The organism is Streptomyces sp. NPDC102360, from assembly GCF_044766085.1.
Taxonomy (GTDB): Bacteria; Actinomycetota; Actinomycetes; order Streptomycetales; family Streptomycetaceae; genus Streptomyces.
In genome coordinates this window covers 1-20,422 of the sequence record NZ_JBIWLG010000013.1, presented here as the reverse complement: position 1 = coordinate 20,422, position 20,422 = coordinate 1, and the positions used below count along the sequence as shown (strand labels likewise).

The 20,422-nt window shown below is 70.9% G+C and carries 21 protein-coding genes; 8 read left to right on the top strand and 13 right to left on the bottom strand.

The genetic code is table 11. From position 1 onward, the window contains the following. Nucleotides 1-14: 14 nt before the first annotated feature. Both ACIRHA_RS35470 and ACIRHA_RS35465 read right to left on the bottom strand, forming a co-directional pair. On the bottom strand, nt 15-2,162 hold the full coding sequence (locus ACIRHA_RS35470; protein WP_403854417.1) for an acetate--CoA ligase family protein: 2,148 nt from the start codon (nt 2,160-2,162) through the stop codon (nt 15-17). 64 nt (nt 2,163-2,226) lie between these two features. Then, nucleotides 2,227-3,552 carry an MFS transporter gene (locus ACIRHA_RS35465; protein WP_403854415.1) on the bottom strand — a complete coding sequence of 442 codons (1,326 nt, stop codon included), beginning with the start codon at nt 3,550-3,552 and terminating at the stop codon, nt 2,227-2,229. A gap of 195 nt (nt 3,553-3,747) precedes the next feature. Here ACIRHA_RS35465 and ACIRHA_RS35460 point away from each other — a divergent pair, with 195 nt between their 5' ends. Further along, nucleotides 3,748-4,656, top strand: a complete 909-nt coding sequence (locus tag ACIRHA_RS35460) for a LysR substrate-binding domain-containing protein (RefSeq protein WP_403854413.1) — start codon at nt 3,748-3,750, stop codon at nt 4,654-4,656. Between the two features lie 48 nt (nt 4,657-4,704). On the opposite strand, the gene ACIRHA_RS35455 is transcribed toward ACIRHA_RS35460, so the two are convergent. Then, complete coding sequence (locus ACIRHA_RS35455; protein WP_403854411.1) at nt 4,705-5,487, bottom strand: GntR family transcriptional regulator; 783 nt, start codon at nt 5,485-5,487, stop codon at nt 4,705-4,707. 213 nt (nt 5,488-5,700) lie between these two features. Here ACIRHA_RS35455 and ACIRHA_RS35450 point away from each other — a divergent pair, with 213 nt between their 5' ends. Genes ACIRHA_RS35450 through ACIRHA_RS35435 form a run of 4 tightly spaced genes read left to right on the top strand, consistent with a single transcriptional unit; the run spans nt 5,701 to nt 9,470 of the window. Beyond that, the gene (locus ACIRHA_RS35450; protein ID WP_403854409.1) at nt 5,701-6,756 is read left to right on the top strand and encodes a nucleoside hydrolase; all 1,056 of its coding nucleotides are present in this window, start codon (nt 5,701-5,703) and stop codon (nt 6,754-6,756) included. Continuing rightward, nucleotides 6,753-8,177, top strand: a complete 1,425-nt coding sequence (locus ACIRHA_RS35445) for an MFS transporter (RefSeq protein ID WP_403854407.1) — start codon at nt 6,753-6,755, stop codon at nt 8,175-8,177. The genes ACIRHA_RS35450 and ACIRHA_RS35445 overlap by 4 nt, the downstream gene beginning before the upstream one ends. A gap of 31 nt (nt 8,178-8,208) precedes the next feature. Beyond that, nucleotides 8,209-8,820 (top strand): class I SAM-dependent methyltransferase, encoded by a 612-nt coding sequence (locus ACIRHA_RS35440; protein ID WP_403854405.1) that lies wholly within the window; start codon nt 8,209-8,211, stop codon nt 8,818-8,820. A gap of 53 nt (nt 8,821-8,873) precedes the next feature. After that, nucleotides 8,874-9,470 (top strand): gamma carbonic anhydrase family protein, encoded by a 597-nt coding sequence (locus ACIRHA_RS35435; RefSeq protein WP_403854403.1) that lies wholly within the window; start codon nt 8,874-8,876, stop codon nt 9,468-9,470. Between the two features lie 29 nt (nt 9,471-9,499). Here the strand turns inward: ACIRHA_RS35435 and ACIRHA_RS35430 are convergent, their stop codons facing one another. Continuing rightward, nucleotides 9,500-9,910, bottom strand: a complete 411-nt coding sequence (locus ACIRHA_RS35430; RefSeq protein WP_403854401.1) for a RidA family protein — start codon at nt 9,908-9,910, stop codon at nt 9,500-9,502. A gap of 106 nt (nt 9,911-10,016) precedes the next feature. Here ACIRHA_RS35430 and ACIRHA_RS35425 point away from each other — a divergent pair, with 106 nt between their 5' ends. Both ACIRHA_RS35425 and ACIRHA_RS35420 read left to right on the top strand, forming a co-directional pair. Further along, nucleotides 10,017-10,397, top strand: a complete 381-nt coding sequence (locus ACIRHA_RS35425) for a winged helix-turn-helix transcriptional regulator (RefSeq protein ID WP_403854399.1) — start codon at nt 10,017-10,019, stop codon at nt 10,395-10,397. A gap of 228 nt (nt 10,398-10,625) precedes the next feature. Continuing rightward, the gene (locus ACIRHA_RS35420; protein ID WP_403854397.1) at nt 10,626-11,573 is read left to right on the top strand and encodes a D-alanyl-D-alanine carboxypeptidase family protein; all 948 of its coding nucleotides are present in this window, start codon (nt 10,626-10,628) and stop codon (nt 11,571-11,573) included. Nucleotides 11,574-11,686: 113 nt separating this feature from the next. Here the strand turns inward: ACIRHA_RS35420 and ACIRHA_RS35415 are convergent, their stop codons facing one another. The 4 genes from ACIRHA_RS35415 to ACIRHA_RS35400 all read right to left on the bottom strand — a co-directional run bounded on the left by ACIRHA_RS35415 (nt 11,687) and on the right by ACIRHA_RS35400 (nt 15,039). Beyond that, nucleotides 11,687-13,261 (bottom strand): PTS ascorbate transporter subunit IIC, encoded by a 1,575-nt coding sequence (locus tag ACIRHA_RS35415; RefSeq protein ID WP_403854395.1) that lies wholly within the window; start codon nt 13,259-13,261, stop codon nt 11,687-11,689. A gap of 38 nt (nt 13,262-13,299) precedes the next feature. Then, nucleotides 13,300-14,100, bottom strand: a complete 801-nt coding sequence (locus tag ACIRHA_RS35410) for a PTS sugar transporter subunit IIA (protein WP_403854393.1) — start codon at nt 14,098-14,100, stop codon at nt 13,300-13,302. Between the two features lie 177 nt (nt 14,101-14,277). Then, a complete protein-coding gene (locus ACIRHA_RS35405; protein WP_403854391.1) occupies nt 14,278-14,532 on the bottom strand; it encodes a hypothetical protein in 255 nt (84 codons plus the stop codon). A gap of 156 nt (nt 14,533-14,688) precedes the next feature. Beyond that, a complete protein-coding gene (locus ACIRHA_RS35400; RefSeq protein WP_403854389.1) occupies nt 14,689-15,039 on the bottom strand; it encodes an antibiotic biosynthesis monooxygenase family protein in 351 nt (116 codons plus the stop codon). A 91-nt stretch (nt 15,040-15,130) separates the two neighbouring features. On the opposite strand from ACIRHA_RS35400, the gene ACIRHA_RS35395 reads away from it, so the two are divergent. After that, entirely contained in the window at nt 15,131-15,592 is a 462-nt protein-coding gene (locus ACIRHA_RS35395; protein ID WP_403854387.1) for a MarR family winged helix-turn-helix transcriptional regulator, read from the top strand. A 42-nt stretch (nt 15,593-15,634) separates the two neighbouring features. On the opposite strand, the gene ACIRHA_RS35390 is transcribed toward ACIRHA_RS35395, so the two are convergent. The 5 genes from ACIRHA_RS35390 to ACIRHA_RS35370 all read right to left on the bottom strand — a co-directional run bounded on the left by ACIRHA_RS35390 (nt 15,635) and on the right by ACIRHA_RS35370 (nt 20,134). After that, the gene (locus ACIRHA_RS35390; RefSeq protein ID WP_403854385.1) at nt 15,635-16,564 is read right to left on the bottom strand and encodes an ABC transporter permease; all 930 of its coding nucleotides are present in this window, start codon (nt 16,562-16,564) and stop codon (nt 15,635-15,637) included. Further along, nucleotides 16,551-17,348 (bottom strand): ABC transporter ATP-binding protein, encoded by a 798-nt coding sequence (locus tag ACIRHA_RS35385; RefSeq protein ID WP_403854383.1) that lies wholly within the window; start codon nt 17,346-17,348, stop codon nt 16,551-16,553. Before ACIRHA_RS35385 ends, ACIRHA_RS35390 begins: the two co-directional genes overlap by 14 nt. 83 nt (nt 17,349-17,431) lie before the next feature. Continuing rightward, nucleotides 17,432-18,538: an ABC transporter substrate-binding protein gene (locus ACIRHA_RS35380; protein ID WP_403854381.1), complete on the bottom strand. Its 1,107-nt coding sequence runs from the start codon at nt 18,536-18,538 to the stop codon at nt 17,432-17,434. A 133-nt stretch (nt 18,539-18,671) separates the two neighbouring features. After that, nucleotides 18,672-18,773: a putative leader peptide gene (locus ACIRHA_RS35375; RefSeq protein ID WP_403854379.1), complete on the bottom strand. Its 102-nt coding sequence runs from the start codon at nt 18,771-18,773 to the stop codon at nt 18,672-18,674. Between the two features lie 131 nt (nt 18,774-18,904). Next, entirely contained in the window at nt 18,905-20,134 is a 1,230-nt protein-coding gene (locus ACIRHA_RS35370; RefSeq protein WP_403854377.1) for an acyl-CoA dehydrogenase family protein, read from the bottom strand. Nucleotides 20,135-20,422 lie beyond the last annotated feature (288 nt).

The window sequence follows — 20,422 nt, the reverse complement described above, 5'->3', positions numbered from 1 at the left end:
CCCTTCTACGTGCGTCAGTTACGGGTCGTCAGATGTGCCAGCGCGTCCACGGCCAGGGCGCCCTCGCCCGCCGCTCCCAGCAGCAGCGGGTTGACGTCCAGCTCCGCGAGTTCGTCCGCGAAGTCGGCTGCCAGCCAGGACAGGCGGGCGATCGTGTCGGCCGCGGCCTCGACGTCGCGGGCGGGCTTGCCCCGCACCTCGCCGAACAGACGGCTGCCGCGCAACGACAGCAGCATGCGGAGGGCGCCCGCGGTGTCGACGGGGGCGACGGCGACCCGGCTGTCGGCGAGCGCCTCGACGAGGATGCCGCCGAGCCCGGTGACCACGACCGGGCCGAACACCGGGTCGTTCTTGACGCCGACGATCAGCTCGGTGCCGCCGCCCTCGGCCATCCGCTGGACGAGGACGCGGGCGTCGTGCACGCCGGCCTCGCGGGCGATGCGCAGCACGTCGGCGGCGGCCGCGCGGACCGTGTCCGCGCCGTCGAGGCCGAGCCGGACGCCGCCGATGTCGCTCTTGTGCCCGATCCGCTCGGACAGCAGCTTCACGGCGACGGATCCGCCCAACTCCTCTGCCGCGGACGCCGCTTGATCCGGGTTCGCGGCCGGTCGTGAGGCCGCGGCGCGCACCCCGTAGGCGGCGATGAGCCGCGTCGACTCGTACTCGTCGAGCTGGGTGCGGCCCTCCGCGCGGGCGCGGGTCAGGACGGCGCGGGCGGCCTCGGTGTCGACGTCGGTGGGCCGCTGCGGGTCCGGCAGGGCAGGCCGCAGGCTGAAGTCGGCGAGCAGGCCGAGGGCGCGGGCGGCCTGGGCGGGATCGGTGTAGCAGGGGATGCCCAGCTCACGCAGGCGGGCGCGGGGACGGCCGCTGCCACCCGTCCAGACGACGACGAAGGGGCGGTCGGTGGACCGGTACGCCTCGTCGAGGGCGTCGACGAGCGTGTCGGCGCTGCTGTCGGCGCAGCCGAGGAGGACGGCGATCATGTCGGTGTCCGGGTGCTCGACGGCGACCTTGAGCGAACGTCGCAGGATGTCGGGTTCGGCGGTGAGGGTGCCGGTGAGGTCGACCGGGTTGCGCGCCGATCCGTAGACGGGGATGGCGGCGGCCATGGCGCGCTGCCACTCCTCGTCCCAGGGGCGTACCTCGATGCCGTGACCCGCCGCCGCGTCGGCCATCAGGGCGCCCGCGCCGCCGGAGACGGACAGCGAGGTGAGCCTGCGTCCCGCCGCGCGGCGGCCGGTGGAAAAGATCTGGGCGGCCTCCAGCATGGACTCGGGACCGTCCACGCGCAGGATGCCGTACTGGCTGATCGCCCCGTCGAATACGGCGTCCTCACCGGCGAGCGAGGCCGTATGGGACTGGGCGGCGCGGGCGCCCGCCTCGGAACGGCCGACCTTGACGGCGATGATCGGCTTGTCCCGCTCGTGCGCCTCCCGGGCGGCCTCCAGGAGACGGCGGCCGCCGGTGACACCTTCGAGGTAGGCGAGGATCACCTTCGTATCCTCGCTGCGCACGAGGCCGTCGACCAGCTCGGCGACCGAAAGGTCCACCTCGTTGCCGGTGTTGAGGTAGTGGGATATCCCGATGCCGAGGTTCTGGGCGGCGTTGAACACGAAGCCGCCGAAGGCGCCGCTCTGGCTGAGGAAGGCGATCGGCCCCTCGACCAGGTCGGCGTCCTCGTCCAGCGCGGAGGTGAAGGTGGGCAGCGCGCGCTCGCGGGAGGCGATCATGCCGAGGCAGTTGGGGCCGAGGACCCGCACCCCGCTCTCGGCGATCGCGGCCTTGAGGTCTTCTTGGAGCTCCACGCCCCGGCCGCCGACCTCGGCGAAACCCGAGGCTCCCAGGATCGCGGCGGGGATACCGCGCCGGCCGCAGGCCCGTACGGCATCGGCGGACTGCTCGGCCGACAGCATGATCATGGCGAGGTCGATGTCCCCGTCGATGTCGTCCAGGGCGCGGTAGGCGGTGAGGCCCTGCACCTGATCGCGTTTGGCGTTGACGGGGAGTATCCGGCCCGTGAACCCGAACCGCTTGAGGTAGTCGACGGGCCGCCCCGACAGCTTGGTGGGGGTGTCGGAGGCGCCGAGGATCGCGATGGAGCGGGGGTGGAGGAGCGAGTTCAGGGCGTCGTCGGTACGGGGGGTGGCTGCGTGCTGCTGCACGGTTTCTCCTCGGGACTGCTCGGGTCTGTTCCTGTCGGCGACGCGAAGTGCGAGTAGGGGAAGGTCAGTTGGCGGCAGCGGGAGACGCTTCGGTCTGCTGCTCCTGGTCGGCGGTCCTGGCCGACAGGGTGAGGAAGGCGCGTGCCGCGACGAGCGAGATGACTCCGAGGACGACCACGAACAGCACCGGGAGCACGATCGTCCCGGAGGCCGACAGCAGCGACTGCAGAATGACCGGCGCCAGGCCGCCGAGCACACCCGCGAGCCCGTACGCCGTGGAGATGCCGGTGTAGCGGACCTTGGCAGGGAAGGCCTGGGCGAACATGCCCGCGACGATCGCGTAGTACATGACGTCCGGGATGGTCGCGAGGACCGCGCCGGTCACGGCGAGCGGGAAGCTGCCGGTGCCGATGAGGGCGAACATGACCGGGATCGTGGGGATCTGGCAGGCCAGGATGACGGTGACGGCCTTGCGGACGCCCCAGCGGGTGGCCAGCAGGGCGCCGAGCGGCTGCACGAAGAACTGCACGATGCTGGCGATCAGGATGACCGTGAGGAAGTCCTGCCGTCCCATGCCGACTTCGCCGGTCGCCCACGACAGGGCGAAGGTGTCACGGGCGTAGACGATGGCGAAGACGGTGAACGCGGCGCCGACGCCGAGCAGCAGGAGTTTGGAGTGCTCCCGGAACAGGGTGACGACCGGCATCTTCACGGTCTGGTCGGCGGCCCGAAGCGACACCATCGCCGGGGACTCCTCCAGGCTGAGCCGGATCACCAGGCCGATGATCACCAGCAGGGCGGAGGCCAGGAACGGGATCCGCCAGGCCCACGCGAGGAGTGCGTCGTCGGAGAGCCGCCCGACGGCGAGGAAGGAGAGGGTGGCCAGGATGCGGCCGGTGGGCGAGCCCTGCTGGGCGAAGGCCGCGAACAGGAACCCGCGTTCCTTCTTGGCGTGTTCGGTGGTGATCAGGACCGAGCCGCCCCACTCACCGCCGAGCGCGATGCCCTGCACGGTACGGAACAGGGTGAGCAGGATCGGCGCGGCCACACCGATCTGCCCGTACGTCGGAAGACACCCGATGCCGACCGTGCTGACACCCATCAGCAGCAGCGTGGCGACCAGCGCCTTCTTGCGGCCGAGGCGGTCGCCGAGGTGGCCGAAGAGGATGGCGCCGAGCGGCCGGGCCAGGAAGCCGACCCAGAAGGTGACGAAGGAGAGCAGCACGCCGATCGTCGGGGGTACGTCGGCGAAGAACAGCGGGGCGAACACCAGGGCGGAGGCGGTGCCGTAGACGTAGAAGTCGTACCACTCGATCGTCGAGCCGAGGTAGGAGGCCCAGCCCGCCCTGCGGGCCATCTTCTCCTCTGCGGGAAGCCGTCTGCTCGGCATCTCGTCCCGTCCTTCCGGTCGGCCGCGGACGTCGTCGTCCGGGCGTGGGCAGGGGAACTCCTGTGGGAAACAACGTGATCGCGCTCACAGGGAAGCTATGACCGCCGACTGGTTTCGTCTAACACCAAAGTTCTCTACCGTTGATTCGGCTGCGCGACACAATCACTGATGACCTGCGAGGGAACGGGAGTTCACGTGGAATTGCGTCATCTGCGGTCGTTCGTGACGGTCGCGGAGGAGCTCAACTTCCGGCGGGCGGCGGAGCGCTTGCAGATGTCGCAGCCGCCGCTGTCCCAGCAGATCAAGCGTCTTGAGCACGAGGTCGGCGTCACGCTGCTGCGCCGCACGACGCGGCAGGTGTCCCTCACGGCGGCGGGGGAGGCGTTCCTGACGGAGGCCCGCCGGGCGCTGCGGGCAGTGCAGGAGGCGCCGCTCGCCGCACGCCGGGCCGCGAGCGGGCAGACCGGGGTGGTGCGGCTCGGGTTCAGCGGGCCCACCTCCCACGAGGTGCTGATCCTGATGACCCGGAAGTTCCGCGAACACCGCCCGCGCGTCCGCCTGGAGATCCACGGCCCGCTGTACGGCGGCGAGTTGGTGACCCGGCTCACCGACGACGAGATCGACGCGGGGCTGATGCGGCTGCCGGTCTCCGGCACCGGCATCCAGGCCCGCGAACTGGCCCGGCACGACATCGTGGTGGCACTCCCCGCGGGGCACCGGCTCGCGACGCGCGAGGAGATCGGCATGGGCGAGATCCAGGACGAGCCCGTCGTCAGCCACCCCACCAACCGGGGCGCGGGCATCGTGGCGCTGATCCACAGCGCCTATCTGGCCCACGGGTCGAGCCCCCGCATCATCCAGGAGGCGCCGGACACGCACACGATCCTGACGCTGGTCGGCGCGGGTGTGGGCATCGGCTTCGTGCCGTCCTCCGCCGGCCACCTCAAGGTCCCCGGCGTGGTCCTCATCCCGGCCCGTGACATCCCGCCGCTGCCGCTGGCCCTGGCGTGGCGCGCGGGCGACCCGAATCCGGCGCTGCATGCGCTGATCGACCTGTTGGACGAGATCGCGGAGGACTGCGATCCGGGGGCGGCGACGGCGTGAGGCGGCGGGCCGCGTGGTCTCCTGTCGGCCGCGGCGCGCCAGGAGCGATCAGCGGCGCTGGCGTACGTGGAGCAGCGGGGCGCCCGCCGGGTAGAGGTACTTGGCGGCGAACAGTGGCCGGCTGCCCCAGGACACGACCTGCGTCACGAGCGTCGCCGGGGTCTGCGCGGACCGCTCCATCGCCGCGCCGCGCTCCTCGCCGAGCAGCGTCGCGCCGACCGTGCTGCGGCCGGTGAGCGGGGCGTCGGTGGCAGCGAGGAGGACGGCGCTCATGCTGCGGTCCGGCGCCCCGCCCCGGCTCGCGTCGGCCGTGCGGTTGAGGAGCGCCGGGCCGTCGGGAACGACCTCGGCGAGGGTGTCGTCGTCGGCGGCCCACTCGTGCGCGAAACACGCGGGCACGCCGTCCGCCGCCAGCAGGGTCTCCCAGAACCAGGTGCTGTCGCTGCCGGACAGCCGCAGGTGGTGGGCGGAGAAGTCGGTGGGCAGATCCCGGCTCGCGGCGAGCCGGCGGCTGTCGACGTGCGTGGTGTCGAGCAGGTCCTCGACGGGTGAGAGGCGTTCGAGGCCGCGTGGCGGTAGCTGATGGCTGACCCGGCTGCCCACCCCGTGCTTGCGGGTGATCACCCCGTCCTCCTGGAGCAGGATCAGCACCTCGCGCAGCGCGGGGCGGCTCACCCCCAGTTCCCCGGCGAGCGCCGGCTCTGAGGGGAGCACGGAGCCGGGCGGGAAGGTGCCGTCGTGGATCGCGGCGACGATCCGCTCGTACAGCTCGACGCGGGGCGGTCGGCGGTGAGCCGCGCGTGCGGTCATGGGGCGGGGCCTCTCGGTCATGTCAACCATTCTCCGGCCGCCAGTGGTCATACATCCACCGGGCCGGGTACGGCGTCACGTCGAGCATGCACCAGCGCCATTACGCCGGTCAACCCGGTAAATCAACCTCTTGTCAGCGGGGCGATCCGTACTTACGCTCCACCGCAGAACTTCAGTTGTCTGACAACTGAAGCCGAGTTGGATGTGAACTCCCTCCCCGCGGAAAGGCCCCCGATGAACGCCCCCCTGCCCCTGCTCATGGACTGCGACACGGGCGTCGACGACGCCCTGGCCCTCCTCTACCTCGCCGGCACCCCCGGCGTGGACCTGCGCGGTGTCACCACCGTCGCGGGCAACACCAGCGCCGAACAGGCCGCGATCAACACCCTCCAGGTGCTCGAACTCGCGGGCCGCACCGACATCCCCGTCGCGGCCGGCGCCGCCACCCCGCTCACCGGCACCGACCCCGAGTACGCCACCCACGTGCACGGCGACAACGGCATCGGCAACATCCAACTCCCGCAGCCCACCGCCGACCTCGACCGGCGCGACGCCGTACAGCTCATCATCGACGCCGCGCACGAGGCCCCGGGCGCCCTGCACATCCTGGCCACCGCGCCCCTCACCAACCTCGCCCACGCCCTGGAGCGTGAGCCCCGGCTCCCCGAACTCGTCAGCCATGTCACGGTGATGGGCGGCGCCGTCCACCATCCCGGCAACATCGGCGCCCGTGCCGAGGCCAACATCGGCAACGACCCCGAGGCGGCCGCACGCGTCCTCGCCGCCGGGTGGGAGCTGACGATCGTCCCCCTCGACGTGACCATGCGCGAGCGCCTCACCCCCGCCCACCAGGACCGGCTGCGCGCCCACGGCACACCGGCCGCCCGCTTCGCCGCCGACGCCCTCGACGTGTACCTCGACTTCCACGAGCGGATCGTGTTCCCGTTCCGCGCCTCCGCCTGCCACGACCCGCTGGCCGCCGCCATGGCCGCCGGTGACCTCGCGCCCGTCCAGGCCCCCGTGCTGCACGTCACCGTCGACACCACGCAGGGCCCCGCGCGCGGCGAACTCGTCGCCGACACCCGGGGCATGTACCGCGGCTACCCCCGCACGCCCGAGGCCAACGCCCGCGTCCTCCTGGAGACCGACGGCACGTTCCCGGAGCGCCTCGTGGAGCGGATCAACTCCATAGACGCACCGGCCGTAGACGTGCCGACCGGAGGCGTCCCGGCCGTAGGCGCACCGGCCGGAACCGCCCTGCCCGCCACCGGATCCGGAGCCCTCTCGTGAGCCGCACGGCTCCCGCGGCGGCCGCCGAGGACGCGGACGGCGCGGGCCGCCGCGGGAGATCGCACGGACTGCTGCTCACCGCGCTCATCGTCGCGGTGATCGCGTTCCAGCTCGGTGCCTCCATGGTCACCCCCGCGCTCCCCGAGATCGCCAGGGAATTCCAGGTCTCGGCCTCCCAAGTGGCGGGCGCCCAGGACCTGTTCTTCCTCGTCGGCGGTGTCGCGGGCGTCGTCCTCGGCCGGCTCAGCGACCGCGTGGGCCGCCGCCGCATCCTGCTGGCCGCGATGGTCACGATGTGCCTCGGCGCGCTGATCGCCGCCCTGGCCCCCAGCGTTCCCGTGCTCATCGCCGGGCGCATCCTCCAGGGCGCCTCCGGTGCCACCTTCCCGGTCACGTACATGCTGCTGCGCGACACGATGAGCCCCGCCAGGTTCGGCCCGGCCCTCGGGCTCGTCACCGCCATCAACGGTGGCGTCGGCGGGCTCGACGGCCTGGTCGGCGGCATCGTCGCGGACACCGTCGGCTTCCGCTGGATCTTCGGGGCCATCCTCGTCGTCGGCCTGACCGCGATCGTCCTGCTGTTGCGCTTCCTGCCCGAGACCGCGCCCAAGGACGGCCGGCGGATGGACTGGTGGGGCGCCGCCGAGCTGTCCGCCGCGCTCATCTGCGTCAACCTCGCGCTCAGCAAGGGCTCCGCACACGGCTGGTCGGCGCCGCTGCCGCTCGCCCTGCTGCTGGCCGCGCTCACCCTGCTCGTCGTCTTCTGGCAGACGGAGAAGCGCCGTACGGCCCCGCTCATCGCCATCGAGCACCTGCGCTCGCGCCAGGTGTGGCCGCTGCTCGCGACAACCCTGCTGACCCTGATGGGCGTCTTCTCCGCGATCAACTTCACGTTCGTCCTGCTCAGCCAGGACGGCGAGTTCGGCTACGGGATGAGCGCGACGCTCTCCTCGCTGCTCTACCTCACCCCGCCCGCCGCCATCGGTCTGCTCTCCGCACCGCTGACGGGATGGCTGGCACCGCGCAAGGGCTGGCTCGTACTCCTGCGCACGGGCCTGGGGCTCAGCCTCCTCATCCTGCTCGGCACGGCCCTCTTGCCGGACAACCGGTGGCTGCTCTTCGCGGCGGCCTGCGCTCTCGGCATCGCGTACAACGGCCTGGCCATGACGCCGCTCAACGCGCTCGGTGTCGTCGTCTCCCCGAAGGACGCGCCCGGCGCCGTCCCCGGCATCAACGCGGCCTGCTTCGGCATCGGCTCCTCGGTCGGCATCGCACTCGTCGCCCCGGCGGCCGGCTCCGGCACGCTCGGCGGCATCGAACAGGCCCTGTGGATCTCCGCCGGCTTCACCTTCCTCGCGCTGCTCACGGCGTGTGTCCTACGCCTTCCGGCGAGCGAGGGCGGGGGCGGTGCCCAGGCGTGACCGGGCGGCCCGGCGACCTATAGTCGATCACATGAGTCGTTGGCAGGAACTGACCGGTGGAACGTCCGGCAGCGAGTACGCCGCCCGCTTCGAGGCGCTGGCGCGCAGCGGAAAGGACATGCACGGAGAGGCGTCCTTCTGCGCGGCCCTCGTGCCCGCCGGGGCCCGCGTGCTCGACGCCGGGTGCGGCACCGGACGGGTCATGATCCGGCTGGCGGAGCTCGGATACGACGGCGTGGGGATCGACCTGGACGCCTCCATGCTCGACGTGGCACGGGAGCGGGCGCCCCAACTGCCCTGGTACCAGACCGATCTCGCCGAGTTCGACCCGGCCGATCTCGGCATCGCCGCGGACTTCGACCTCGTGGTCGCCGCCGGCAACGTCATGCCGCTGCTCACCCCCGGCACCGAAGCCACGGTCGTCAAGCGCCTGGCCGCGGCCCTGCGCCCGGGCGGACTGCTGGTCGCGGGCTTCGGCCTGGACGCGGCCCACCTGCCGGTGCCGCCCACGATCACACTGCCGGAGTACGACGCCTGCTGTGAGGCGGCCGGTCTCACCCTTGTGGACCGGTTCGCGACGTGGGACGCCGCGCCGTACGACGGTGGCGGCTATGCCGTCAGCGTCCACCGCGCTGACGTCTGAAGGGGCCCGCGCGGACGTGCCGTCCGGCCCCGCCTGCTCTACGCTCCATGGGCATGCTGATCGAGCACCGTGGAAAACGCCCCGTGGTCCCCGCTTCCGCCTACGTCGCTCCGTCCGCCGTGCTGTGTGGCGCGGTCGTCCTGGGGGAGCGCGTGCGTGTCCTGCACGGAGCCGTCCTCACCGCGGAGGACGGCGAGGTGCGCACCGGCCGCGACGTCGTGGTCATGGAGAACGCGCTGGTGCGGGGGAGGGCGCGACACCCAGCCGTGCTGGGCGACTCCGTACTGATCGGGCCGCACGCGCACATCAACGGGGCGCGCGTGGAGGACGAGGTCTTCGTGGCCACCGGAGTGTCGATGTTCCCCGGCGCGGTGGCGGGGACACGCTCGGAACTGCGGATCAACAGCGTGCTCCACGCCAACTCCCGGCTGGGCCCGGACACCGTGGTGCCCATCGGCTGGATCGCCGCCGGGGATCCGGCGCGGCTGTTCTCGCCGGACCAGCACGACGAGCTGTGGGAGGAGCAGGAGGGCCTGGACTTCCCGGGCACCGTCTACGGGGTGCCACGTGGCACCCCGATGCGGGAGGTCATGGAACGCCAGGCCGACTTCTACGGCGCGCATGTGGACGACAGACGGCTGCCCGACTGACCTGGTGCATGCACGGCAGTCAGGCCCTCTCAGTCGAGAACCGCCGTCGCCTCGACCTCGACGAGTACGTCGGGCTCGAAGAGGCAGTCGACGCCGATCAGCGAGGCCGGGGGGAGCCGGTCGCCCAGACCCAACTCCCCGGCCACCTGGCCGATTCCGGCCATGAACGCGTCGATCTTCTCCGGCGTCCACCCCACGACGTGGAACGTCAGCCGCGCCACGTCGTCGAAGGTCGCGCCCGCGCCGGCGAGCCCGGTCGCTGTGTTGCGCAGCGCGTGCGCGACCTGGCCCGCGAGGTCGCCCGGAGCGACCCGGGCCCCGTCCGCGGTGCGGGCGATCTGCCCGCTCACGTACACATGGCGCGTGCCGGTGGCGACGGCGACGTGGTGGTACGGGGTGGGCTGAAGCATGCCGGCAGGGGTGAAACGGCGAACGGCCATCGAGGACTCCTCATGCCTCACGTCGCGAGGCTCATGTCGAACGATTCGTAGGTATACCTTTGATACCTGGTGCACAAAGGACACTTCAACGGAACCAGGTTTCGGCATGGATACCGCTCCCGCCTCCGCCCCCACCCCTGACAGCGAACTCCGCGTCACCGCCCCGCACCGGGAACTCCTCGACCAGGTGCTGGACAAGTGGTCGCTGAGCGTCCTCAACGAACTCTGCGAACGGCCAAGCCGCTTCAACGAACTGCGCCGCGCGATCCCCGAGGTGACCCAGAAATCACTCACCGCCACACTCCGGCGGCTTGAGCGCAACGGCATCGTCGAGCGGGAGCTGCTCAGCTCCCGCCCGGTCGCCGTCGAGTACCGGATCACGCCCCTCGGCAAGACACTCCGCCGCCCGGTCGACGTACTGCTGGACTGGGCCACGACACACATGCCCGAGATCGAACGCGCACGGGACGCCTTCGACGGCGAGTGAGCCGACGGGCTCAAGTCCGGTGTGCGGGTGGAGTGTTGATCGAGGGTGCGGGTTGCCGGGGTCACGGGATCGACCGGTTGTCTGCACGTCACCTTCACGCAGGTCAGGCCTGTTACCCGGTTATGACATGGCGATCTTGACGTGAAGGGTCGGTGGACAAGTAGGTTCGTGGTGCACCGATTTACCATGACGAACCGGCGGACACCCGCCGGAAGGAGGGGGCGTTCCATGGGTTCCCATGCCCGACCCAACCGGCTGCACCGGACCGGAGCCAGAGTCGCGACGGTCGCGCTCTTCGGGGCCGTCCTGCCGATCACCGCCGGTGGCATCGCCCAGGCAGCCACGCCCGCCGCCGAACAGAACGAGGGCGCGCCGGCCGCGGACACCCAGGACGTTCCCGCCGTCGCGGCCGACCACGCCTACCTCCTGGACGCCCGCGACGGCAGCCAGGAGCGCGAGATGTGGGCCGGGGCCAAGGCCGACGAGAGTGTGTCGATGGCCAGCACGACGAAGATCATGACTGCCGTGGTCGTGCTCAAGCACCCGGAATGGCTCGACCGGCAGATCACGGTCAAGCAGGAGTACCGCGACTATGTCCAGGAGAACGGCGCCAGCACGGCCGACCTCCAGACCGGTGACAAGCTGACCGCCCGGCAGCTGCTGCACGCCATGCTGATTCCCTCCGGCGGCGACGCCGCCATGGCGCTTGCCGACAATTACGGCGTCGGGAACACCACGGAAGCGCGGGTCGCCGACTTCGTGAGCCAGATGAACGTCGAGGCGGCGCAGCTGGGCATGACCGGTACCCACTTCGACTCGTTCGACGGCATCTCCCACGGCGACAACCGCAGCACCGCCCGCGACCTCGCCAAGCTCGGCCAGCGCGCCATGCTCCAGCCGGTCTTCGCCGACGTGGTGAAGCTGAAGAAGTACGAGGCCGAGGCCCCGGCGGCCAACGGCCGCACCCGGTACTACACCTGGGAAACCACCAACGACCTGCTGAGCAGCTACGACGGCGCCCTGGGCGTCAAGACCGGCAGCGGCGAAGAGGCCGGCTACTCCCTGGTCTTCGCCGCGAAGCGGGACAACCGCACGCTCGTCGGCGCGATCGTCGGCGCCGACAAGGAGGTCTTCGGCGACGCGACGAAGATTCTCGACTGGGGCTTCGCGCACTGACCGTCCCCCCCACTGACCGGCCCCCACCGACCGGCCCCGGCTGACACACCGTACGAAGGCCCGCCACACCCCCGAGGGGTGCAGCGGGCCTTCGACGTGTGTGTGGGATCCGCTCAGTCCTCCGGCGGAGGCGGCGGCACCGGGGCGCCCGCCGGAGGCGTGATCTTCGCGTACGTGCGGGAGACCGGGGTCTGGTCGCCCGCGGTCTCGTCGTGCTGCTCCGGGCGGTCCTCCGGCGGCAGCAGCGCGGCGCGCTTGGCGCCCGGGTCCCAGCCGGTCTCCACGACCCGCTTCTGCCACGTGATGGCCGTGGCCAGGATCAACAGGCCGACGACGAGCATGAGGATCACACCCGCGACGTCACCGGCCTTGGCGACGTTGCCGAGGATGAGGCCGAGCCAGCCGAAGTCGGCGTCGCCGAACGTGGTGTTGGCCGAGCCGAACGAGCCGAGGACGCCCAGCAGGAACGCGGGCAGGAACGTGATCAGCACACCGTTGAGGAATGCCCCGAGGGCCGCCCCGCGGCGCCCGCCCGTCGCGTTGCCGAAGACACCCGCCGCGCCACCGGTGAAGAAGTGCGGGACGAGCCCCGGCAGGACGAGGGCCGTGCCGAACGCGGGCTTGAAGACACCGACGAGCAGCCCGAGGCTGACCAGGCCGCCGACGAACGAGCAGATGAAGCCGACGAGCACGGCGTTCTGGGCGTAGGGGAAGACGATCGGGGCGTCCAGGGCGGGGATGGCGCCGGGCACGACCTTCTGCGCGATGCCCTGGAAGGCGGGGACCAGCTCACCGAGGATCGTACGGACGCCGAACAGGATGACGGCGACGGCGATGCCGAACTGGAGGCCCTGACCGACCGATGACATCAGGTAGTTGCCGACACCCGTGGAGGGCGTCCCCCCGCCCGTCGCGAACGCCTTGAACGCCTCCGTCTTCCCGACCTTCGCGAGGAAGACGATGGCCATGATCATGTAGATGAGCAGCATCGACAGGGCGGTGGCCACCATCGAGTCACGCAGGAAGCGCAGGCCCTCGGGCAGGTTCATCTCCTCCGTCGAGCGGCTCTTCTTGCCGACGGCCTGCCCGGTGGCACCGGAGAGGATGTACCCGGCCGTGCCGAAGTGCCCGACGGCGACGGTGTTGTTCCCGGTGACACGCTTGGTCCAGGGATGCGCGAAGGCGGGCATCGCGACGAGCATGACGCCGAGCAGCACCGCGCCGGCGACGACCACGACCCATGACGTGACACCGGCCGTGGCCATCACCATCGTCAACAGCGTTGCCATGAACAGCATGTGATGGCCGGTCAGGAACACGTACGAGAGCGGTGTGAAGCGGGCGAGGAGCAGGCTGATGAGGAAGCCGAGGATCATCAGCCAGGCCACGCGCGAGCCGTACTCGGCCTGTGCGATGCCGACGATCGCCTCGTTGGTGGGGATGACACCGTGCGAACCGGTGGCGCCCGTGATCATCGTGCCGAGCGGGGCGAGCGAGTTGGTGACAAGGGTCGCGCCCGCACCGATCAGCAGGAAGCCGAGGGTCGCCTTGATGGCACCGCCGATGACCTGCCCTGCGGACTTCTTCAGGGCGAGGAGGCCGACGGCCGTGATGATGCCGATGAGGTAGGCGGGGACGCTGAGGATCTCGTTGACGATGAATTTCGCGATGTCGACGAGGGTGTTCATGCGGGACTCCTGGGGAGGGGAGCGGTGGGGGCGGGGGATCAGACGTCGTAGAGGTCGCGCATCGCAGCGTCCACCTCCTTGGTGCTGGTGAAGTCCTCGATCACCCGCACCGGCACCCCTACGTCGCCGAGCGTCCGCGCGATCTCCCGCGAGGTCATGATGGCCGCCGCCTCGGACGCCTTGCCCTTCGCGGAGATGGTGTCGGTCGCCTCGGTGGTGATGTACCTGCTCCACTTCCAGCGGTCGAGCACCTTGTCCAGCGTCGACTTGAGGAACAGGCTCGTGCCGACCCCGTTGCCGCACACCGTCAGGATCTTGTGCATGCCGTGCCCGGAGCCCTTGGACGCGGGCCGTTCGGGTGTGCTGCCGGACGGTGCCGGGGTCGGTGCGGTGTCTCCTACGAGGATCCGCCGCAGGGCCTCCGGTGTCGGAGCACGGTCCAGGGCCGCGGAGGTGTCCTGGTCCGCGAGCAGCCGGGCGAGGGCGCCCATCGCCTGGGTGTGTGCCCCGGCGTCCTCGGCGGCGAGGGCGACGACGAGATGGACCGGGTCGTTCGTCTCGTGCCCGAAGTTCACCGGTGTCGAGAGCCGGACCCATGACATGCCCGTACGCCGGACGGCGGGGGAGGGCCGGGCGTGCGCGAAGGCGAAGCCGGGCGCGATGACGATGTAGGGGCCGTTCTCCTCGACGTTGCGGAGCATCTCCTCGGAGTACGTGTCCGTGCTGACGTCCGTGGAGACGAGCAGGTCACCGGCGGTGCGCACGGCGGACTGCCAGTCGGGGGCGGCCACGTCGAGGCGGATGGCCTCGACGGGGATCAGATCGCTCAGTTCACTCATACGAGCAGTGGTCCCGAGCGGCGGTCCCGTGTCAGTGCGACACGCCGGGTGAAGACACCTTCGTTATGAGGTTCCTCCCGGTGCACACGCGGAGGCGGCCCCGCCGAAGCGGGGCCGCCTGCGTCATGCGTCATGCGTCATGCGTCATACCGAGGGGCGGAGCCCCCCCGGGGGACCTCAGCGACCGGCGTAGTCGTGGTACCGGTGGTGGTGCTTCCACGCGCCGACGTTGTGGTGGGCCGCCAGCGAGTTGGAGACGGTGACCCCGTCACGTCCGCCGACGTTGACGAACTCCTGACCGGCGATTCCGGCGTGGTCATACACGTGGCTGCTGCTGTGGTGGCTGTCGTCGATGTCGGCGACAGCGGGGCCGGCGGCCAGGAACCCAGCCACCGAGGCGACGGCGACAGCGGCTGCGATGCGACGCACCATGAACTTCTCCTTCTGAGAGGGATCAAGTGATCACTTAAAAGATCAGCAGACCGTCGGGGGACGCGCACCCCGGGCCGTTCCCGTGCCACCCGGGTGCAGCAACGCGTTCCCCTGCTCGGCCCCATGACCGGCGCGCCGGGTGGACCGGGAGGCCTCTCAGACTTGCCGCTCGCCGGGCCGGTGGACCGAGCGGACCTGCGTGAACGTCGGGTCGAAGGCCTCGGCGATCGCCGCCGCCTCGGTGATGTGCGCGCGGACGTCGGGGCGCCGCATGGCCTCCTGGTACTGCTGCTCGCTGTTCCACTGCGCGTAGTTGACGACACGGCGGCCGTCCAGGCTGACGTGGAGGTTCGCGGAGACGAAGCCGGGCACGGCCAGGAAGACGTCGCGGGTGGCCCGGTCGAGGGCGTCGGCGAGCTCGATCTGCCGTTCCGGCGAGACAGTGAAGACGTTCACCAGCGTGATCAGGTCCGCGTCGGCGGAGATGGTGGTGGTGGGGCTGCTCATGGTCGGCGCCTCCGGCGTAAGCGTGCATCCAATGTCAGGACTCTGACATGTCGAACGTAGGTGTACCCCGCTCGTATGTCAAACTGCTGACATGGAAGACCGGAAGCCGACGCAGCCGCCGCACCCCGCGGACAATGTCACGGACCATGTGGGATACCGCCTCAAGCGCGCCGCCGCGGCCCTTCGCGGCGCCATGGACGCGGCGTTGCGCGAGCACCGGCTGACCGTGCCGCAGTACTCCTGCCTCGAACTTCTCGACGAGCGGCCGGGCCTGTCCAACGCCGAACTCGCCCGCGCCACGTTCGTCACCCGGCAGTCCGTGAATGTCGTCCTGCGCCACCTCCAGGAAGCGGGCCTGGTCTCCCGCCCCGCCACGAGCGAACACGGCCGCGCCCTGCCCACCCACCTGACGCCCGAAGGCCGCACGCGGCTCGAAGCGGTCAGGTCCGCCGTCTACGACATCGAACGGCAGATGATCGAGGCCATCCCCGAGCGGCGCCTGGCCGCCCTCCTCGTCGACCTCGACCGCATGGCCGACGCCCTCGGCGGCTGACCGGCCGGACCCCCGTCCCGGCCGGCCGGCCGCCGGTCGTGGTCAGCGGGAGACCAGCAGCCCCCGCCCGCGCAGCACCTTGCGCTCCAGCGGGCTGAAGATCAGCAGGTCGATGGCGATGCCGACCAGGAGGATCAGGAAGATGGCCAGGAACACCTGCGACATGCTGCTGTTGTTACGGCCGTTCTCCAGCAGCTGGCCGAGCCCCACGCCGAGGTCGGGCGACGAAGCGATGATCTCGGCGGCCATCAGCGAGCGCCACGAGAAGGCCCAGCCCTGCTTCAGCCCGGCGAGATAGCCGGGGAGCGCGCCCGGCATCACGATGTGCCACGCCCCGCGCAGCCCGGTCGCGCCCAGGGTCCGTCCGGCGCGCAGGTACAGCGGCGGGATCTGGTCGACGCCCGCGACGAGGCCGTTCGCGATGGAGGGGACCGCGCCGAGCAGGATCACGGCGTACATCATCGAGTCGTTGAGGCCCAGCCAGATGACGGCGGGCGGCACCCACGCCACCGACGGCAGGGACTGGAGACCGGACAGGATCGGGCCGATCGCCGACCGCACGAACCGTACGCGGGCCACCAGCAGGCCGAGCGGTGTGCCGATGACGAGGGCAAGGAGGAAACCGAACAGGCCGCGTGACACGGACGTCCAGATGGAGTCGAGGAGCGTGCCCTGGAGCCAGGCCGTGCGCACTTCGCCCCACACCTCGGAGGGCGAGGGCAGCTTGTAGTCGGGCACGACCCCCGCCCACACCAGCAGCTGCCAGACCACCAGCACCACCGCGACCGCGGTCACCGGTGGCAGCACCTTGCGGCGCAGTGTCTCGCGCAGCGGCGCCCGGACGCTCTGCACCGAGTCGAGTGCGTCGAGCCCGGCCTCCAGACCCGCGAGGTCGCTCGGGCGCCGGGGCTCGTCGGAGTCCGCCTTCGCGGGATCCGCGTCGAGGGTGACGGTGTGGTCAGTGGCGGCCATGGCGGCGGATCTCCCCACGCAGTTCTTCGGTGATCTCGGCGGACAGTTCGGCGACCGAGGTGTCCTCCAGGCGCCGCGGTCGCGGCAGGTCGACCGTCCACTCCCGGGCGACGCGGCCGGGGCGGGACGACAGCAGGACGACGCGCTCGGCCAGGCGCACCGCCTCCCGCACGTTGTGCGTCACGAACAGCACCGACACACCCGTCTCCTGCCAGATGCGGGTGAGCTCGTCGTGCAGCACGTCGCGGGTGATGGCGTCGAGCGCGGCGAACGGCTCGTCCATCAGCAGCAGCCGGCTGTCCTGGGCCAGCGCACGGGCGAGGGCCACGCGCTGGCGCATGCCGCCGGACAGTTCGTGCACCCGCTTGCGGTGCGCGCCGGTCAGCCGTACGAGGTCGAGCAGTCGCTCGGCCTCGGTGCGCCGCTCCTGCGCCGCGACCCCGCGCAGCTTGAGCGCCAGCTCGATGTTCTTGCCCGCGGTCAGCCACGGGAACAGCGCGTGCTCCTGGAACATCAGGGCGGGCCTGCCGTCCGTGGCGATGGAGCCCGCGGACGGCAGGTCGAGGCCCGCGGCCAGGTTGAGCAGTGTGGACTTGCCGCAGCCCGAGGCCCCCAGGAGGGTGACGAACTCACCCGGCGCGACATCGAGTGTGATGTCGTCAAGGACGAGCTGCTGTCCGCCGGGCGTGCCCGGCGCGGGGAAGGACTTCGAGACATGCTCGATTCGCGCTGCGTGTGTCACCGTCTCGACGGCCTCGGCCGACTTGGCGATCGTGGTGGCCATGGGCGTCACCTCCTGAGGGTCCTGATGGCCCGGATGGTCCTGATGGTTCGTCAATTGCTCGACGTGACCGGTCCGATGGGTTGTTACTTCGCGCCGAGGCCGGCGTCGTCGACCTCGTCCTCGCCCTCGGCCTTGAGGACCTTGTTGAGAGGCTTCAGGTCGTAGATGCCCTTGAGGTCGGGCTGCTCGAGGAGTCCGGACTTCACCGCGTGCTTCGCCTCGGAGTCGAGGGTCGAGGCCAGCGGGTCGTCGAGGAAGTCGATGGACTTCCAGGCCGGGTCGATGACATCGGCCGGCAGCGCCTTGCCGGACAGCTTCTGCAGCGCCGCGTTGGCGGAGGCCTTGGCCTTCTCCGGGTTGGCGTTGATCCACTTGTTGGTCTTCACCGAGCCGCGCAGCACGGCCTCGACGACGTCCGGGTGCTCCTTGAGGAACTTCTGCGACACGATCATGTTCGTGATCACGAACTTCTTGTCGGGCCACAGGTCGGCCTCGTCGAGGATGGCCTTGCCGCCCTCGGAGACGAGCTTGGACGCGGTGGGCTCGGGCACCCAGGCGCCGTCGATGGAGCCGGACTTGTAGGCGTCCGGCGTGATCTTGTTGTCGGTGCGGACGACGGAGACATCGCCCTTGCCGCTCTGGGCGTCGACCTTCCAGCCCTTCTCCGCGATCCAGTTGAGGAACGCGACGTCCTGCGTGTTGCCGAACTGCGGCGTGGCGATCTTCTTGCCCTTGAGGTCGTCCAGGGACTTGATCTTCTTCGGGTTCACGACCAGCTTGACGCCGCCGGAGGCCGAACCGCCGATGATCCGCAGGGACTTGCCCTTGGACTTGGTGTAGCCGTTGATGGAGGGGGAGGGGCCGATCCAGCCGATGTCGATGGAGCCGGCGTTGAGGGCCTCGATCTCGGAGGGGCCGGCGTTGAAGGTCGACGGCTTGATCTCGGTGCCGCCGAGCTCCTTCTGCAGCAGGCCCTTCTGGACGCCCACCAGGGCGGTGCCGTGCGTCAGGTTGGGGAAGTAGCCGATCTTCACCGAGTCGGCGGAGAGCTTCTTGGCACCCGACGCGGCCTTGGCCTGACCGCCGCTGTCGGTCGACTCGGACCCGTAGCCGCACGCGGTCAGCAGAAGGGGAAGTGCTGCTACGGCGGCGAGGGTGCGCAGGGTGGTGCGAGGGCGTGCGGCAGACACGGAGGTGTCCTCTCGGGGAATGAGTGGTTCAGGGGAGGCGCGCGGGGCGCCGTGGGGCCGTGGGCCGGCATGGGGCCGGACTCGGGCCGTCGTCCCGCGGGCGCCCTCGGGCGCCCCTGCGGACGGAGACGGCTCAGGCGGCCCGACAGATGGCGCTGGACGTGCGGCCGAGGTCGATGTGGCGGCGCGAGGTCAGCAGGAGGCGCGACAGGTCGACGCGGCTGAGCGTACGCATCGCCACCCCCTGACTTTCCCAGTTTTCCTACCTGACAGATAGGGATCGTGGCAGAAGGAAGCGCTCACCCCAAGAGGGTGTTCATCATATGGACGCACGAGTCTCGCATTTCGAGATCTCGGTGAAGAGCCTCAGGCGGGGAGGGCGAAAGGAGGCTGCGCGCCATTGAGGAAGTAGTCGCCGATGTCGCGGAGTTGATGCCCGAGCGGCTCGTAGAGAGTGTGCGTGCGGGCGTTGCGCCAGAAACGGTCGAAGCCGAGGCGTGCGGATGCGGCGCGCGGGCCGACGATGTCCAGTGCCCGGCTGGTGGACTCCTGCGCGGCCCTGGAAGCGGCGGTCTCCGCCATGGTCACGAGCGCGGCGACCTCCGCGTACGCGTCGTACGCGAGCTCGTCGCCGAGCGCCAGCGCGTCCTGTACGGCTCCCAGCGCCTGGTCGGCGAGCGCCGACGCGGAGCGGACGAGGACGGTCAGCTCCCCGTAGGTGGTCAGCACCTGCGGGTCGTGCGGGCTGCCGACCGGCCAGGCCGGATGCAGGGGTGTCTGGCCCGTCCTGCTGTACTCGCGGGCCTCGGCGAGCGTGCCCTCGGCCGTGCCGAGCAGGACCTGGACCGAGACGAGGTGGGCGACTGGCGAGGCCAGTGCCGTCCGGGGCGGCAGGAAATCCTCGTCCGCGGAGAGCGGGCCGAGCACCTCGTCGGCGGTGACCACCACGTCGTCGAACTCCACGCTGCCGCCGGCCGCGAGCCGCCTGCCGAAGGTGTCCGCGGCGGCGTCGATCACGACACCGGGCCGGTCGGCGTCCACCACGACGGCGAGCGGCGCGCCCGTGTCCGCCCGTACGGCCCGCACGGCGAGCCGGTCGGCGGCCAGGACCCCGGTGGTGTAGTCCTGCCGCCCGTTGAGCACCAGCCCGCCGCCGCTCCTGGTCAGGGTCAGTGCGGGTTCCTGGCGGGCGAATCCGCCGCCCCAACACCACTGCTCGGCCGCGGACCGCTCCTCGATCTGCGCGGCGAGCGCGGGCCCGGCGAAGAACCGGGCGCTGCCCGCCAAGAAGTAGTGACAACCGAGGAGTTGGCCGATCGCACCGTCCGCCGCGGCGATCTCGCGGACCACGGCGAGGGCGGCGGCCCAGTCTCCGCCGCCTCCATCGGTCTCGGTCGACGCCGGGGGTGTCAGCAGGCCCGCCTCGCGCAACCGGGACACCTCGTCTACGGGGGCCTTGCCCGCCTGCTCCCTGGCGACCGCGTCCGTGGCGAGATCGTCCGCCACCTCGCGGGCCACCCGCAGCCAGTACGGCTGGTCCGAGCCGGTCCGGTCGTGGGCCGGGGTGGGACGGGGTGACGCGGTGGCAGGGCCCATCACGGTGATCTCCTCAAGGTCGGTGGCAGGGGCGGAGCCGGAGCTCGCCTGCCGGTCGGGTCGCCGCTGGATCCTGCCTTCGGGCTCCCGTCGTCGCCCGAAGGGTGGCGCGGTGGCGTCCGGGGCGTGCCGGACGCCACGGCGCGGGCGGGAGCGTGAAGTCAGGGCCGAGGGCCTGACCCGAACGACAGCCCTAGATGATCGATTCCAAGGGGTCAGTGGTCGTAGGCGGTCAGTGACCGCAGTACGGGCTGTCCGGTCTGGTCGTTGTGCCAGATCGCGGCGGTC

What these genes read in the sequence shown, in the direction of transcription:
- ACIRHA_RS35455 (WP_403854411.1), bottom strand. Translation starts at nt 5,487, where the DNA reads ATGACCGAGAGGCCCCGCCCCATGACCGCACGCGCGGCTCACCGCCGA.
- ACIRHA_RS35385 (WP_403854383.1), bottom strand. Translation starts at nt 17,348, where the DNA reads ATGGCCACCACGATCGCCAAGTCGGCCGAGGCCGTCGAGACGGTGACA.
- ACIRHA_RS35395 (WP_403854387.1), top strand. Translation starts at nt 15,131, where the DNA reads ATGGAAGACCGGAAGCCGACGCAGCCGCCGCACCCCGCGGACAATGTC.
- ACIRHA_RS35370 (WP_403854377.1), bottom strand. Translation starts at nt 20,134, where the DNA reads ATGGGCCCTGCCACCGCGTCACCCCGTCCCACCCCGGCCCACGACCGG.
- ACIRHA_RS35440 (WP_403854405.1), top strand. Translation starts at nt 8,209, where the DNA reads ATGAGTCGTTGGCAGGAACTGACCGGTGGAACGTCCGGCAGCGAGTAC.
- ACIRHA_RS35430 (WP_403854401.1), bottom strand. Translation starts at nt 9,910, where the DNA reads ATGGCCGTTCGCCGTTTCACCCCTGCCGGCATGCTTCAGCCCACCCCG.
- ACIRHA_RS35410 (WP_403854393.1), bottom strand. Translation starts at nt 14,100, where the DNA reads ATGAGTGAACTGAGCGATCTGATCCCCGTCGAGGCCATCCGCCTCGAC.
- ACIRHA_RS35450 (WP_403854409.1), top strand. Translation starts at nt 5,701, where the DNA reads ATGAACGCCCCCCTGCCCCTGCTCATGGACTGCGACACGGGCGTCGAC.
- ACIRHA_RS35390 (WP_403854385.1), bottom strand. Translation starts at nt 16,564, where the DNA reads ATGGCCGCCACTGACCACACCGTCACCCTCGACGCGGATCCCGCGAAG.
- ACIRHA_RS35405 (WP_403854391.1), bottom strand. Translation starts at nt 14,532, where the DNA reads ATGGTGCGTCGCATCGCAGCCGCTGTCGCCGTCGCCTCGGTGGCTGGG.
- ACIRHA_RS35420 (WP_403854397.1), top strand. Translation starts at nt 10,626, where the DNA reads ATGGGTTCCCATGCCCGACCCAACCGGCTGCACCGGACCGGAGCCAGA.
- ACIRHA_RS35400 (WP_403854389.1), bottom strand. Translation starts at nt 15,039, where the DNA reads ATGAGCAGCCCCACCACCACCATCTCCGCCGACGCGGACCTGATCACG.
- ACIRHA_RS35465 (WP_403854415.1), bottom strand. Translation starts at nt 3,552, where the DNA reads ATGCCGAGCAGACGGCTTCCCGCAGAGGAGAAGATGGCCCGCAGGGCG.
- ACIRHA_RS35425 (WP_403854399.1), top strand. Translation starts at nt 10,017, where the DNA reads ATGGATACCGCTCCCGCCTCCGCCCCCACCCCTGACAGCGAACTCCGC.
- ACIRHA_RS35435 (WP_403854403.1), top strand. Translation starts at nt 8,874, where the DNA reads ATGCTGATCGAGCACCGTGGAAAACGCCCCGTGGTCCCCGCTTCCGCC.
- ACIRHA_RS35375 (WP_403854379.1), bottom strand. Translation starts at nt 18,773, where the DNA reads ATGCGTACGCTCAGCCGCGTCGACCTGTCGCGCCTCCTGCTGACCTCG.
- ACIRHA_RS35415 (WP_403854395.1), bottom strand. Translation starts at nt 13,261, where the DNA reads ATGAACACCCTCGTCGACATCGCGAAATTCATCGTCAACGAGATCCTC.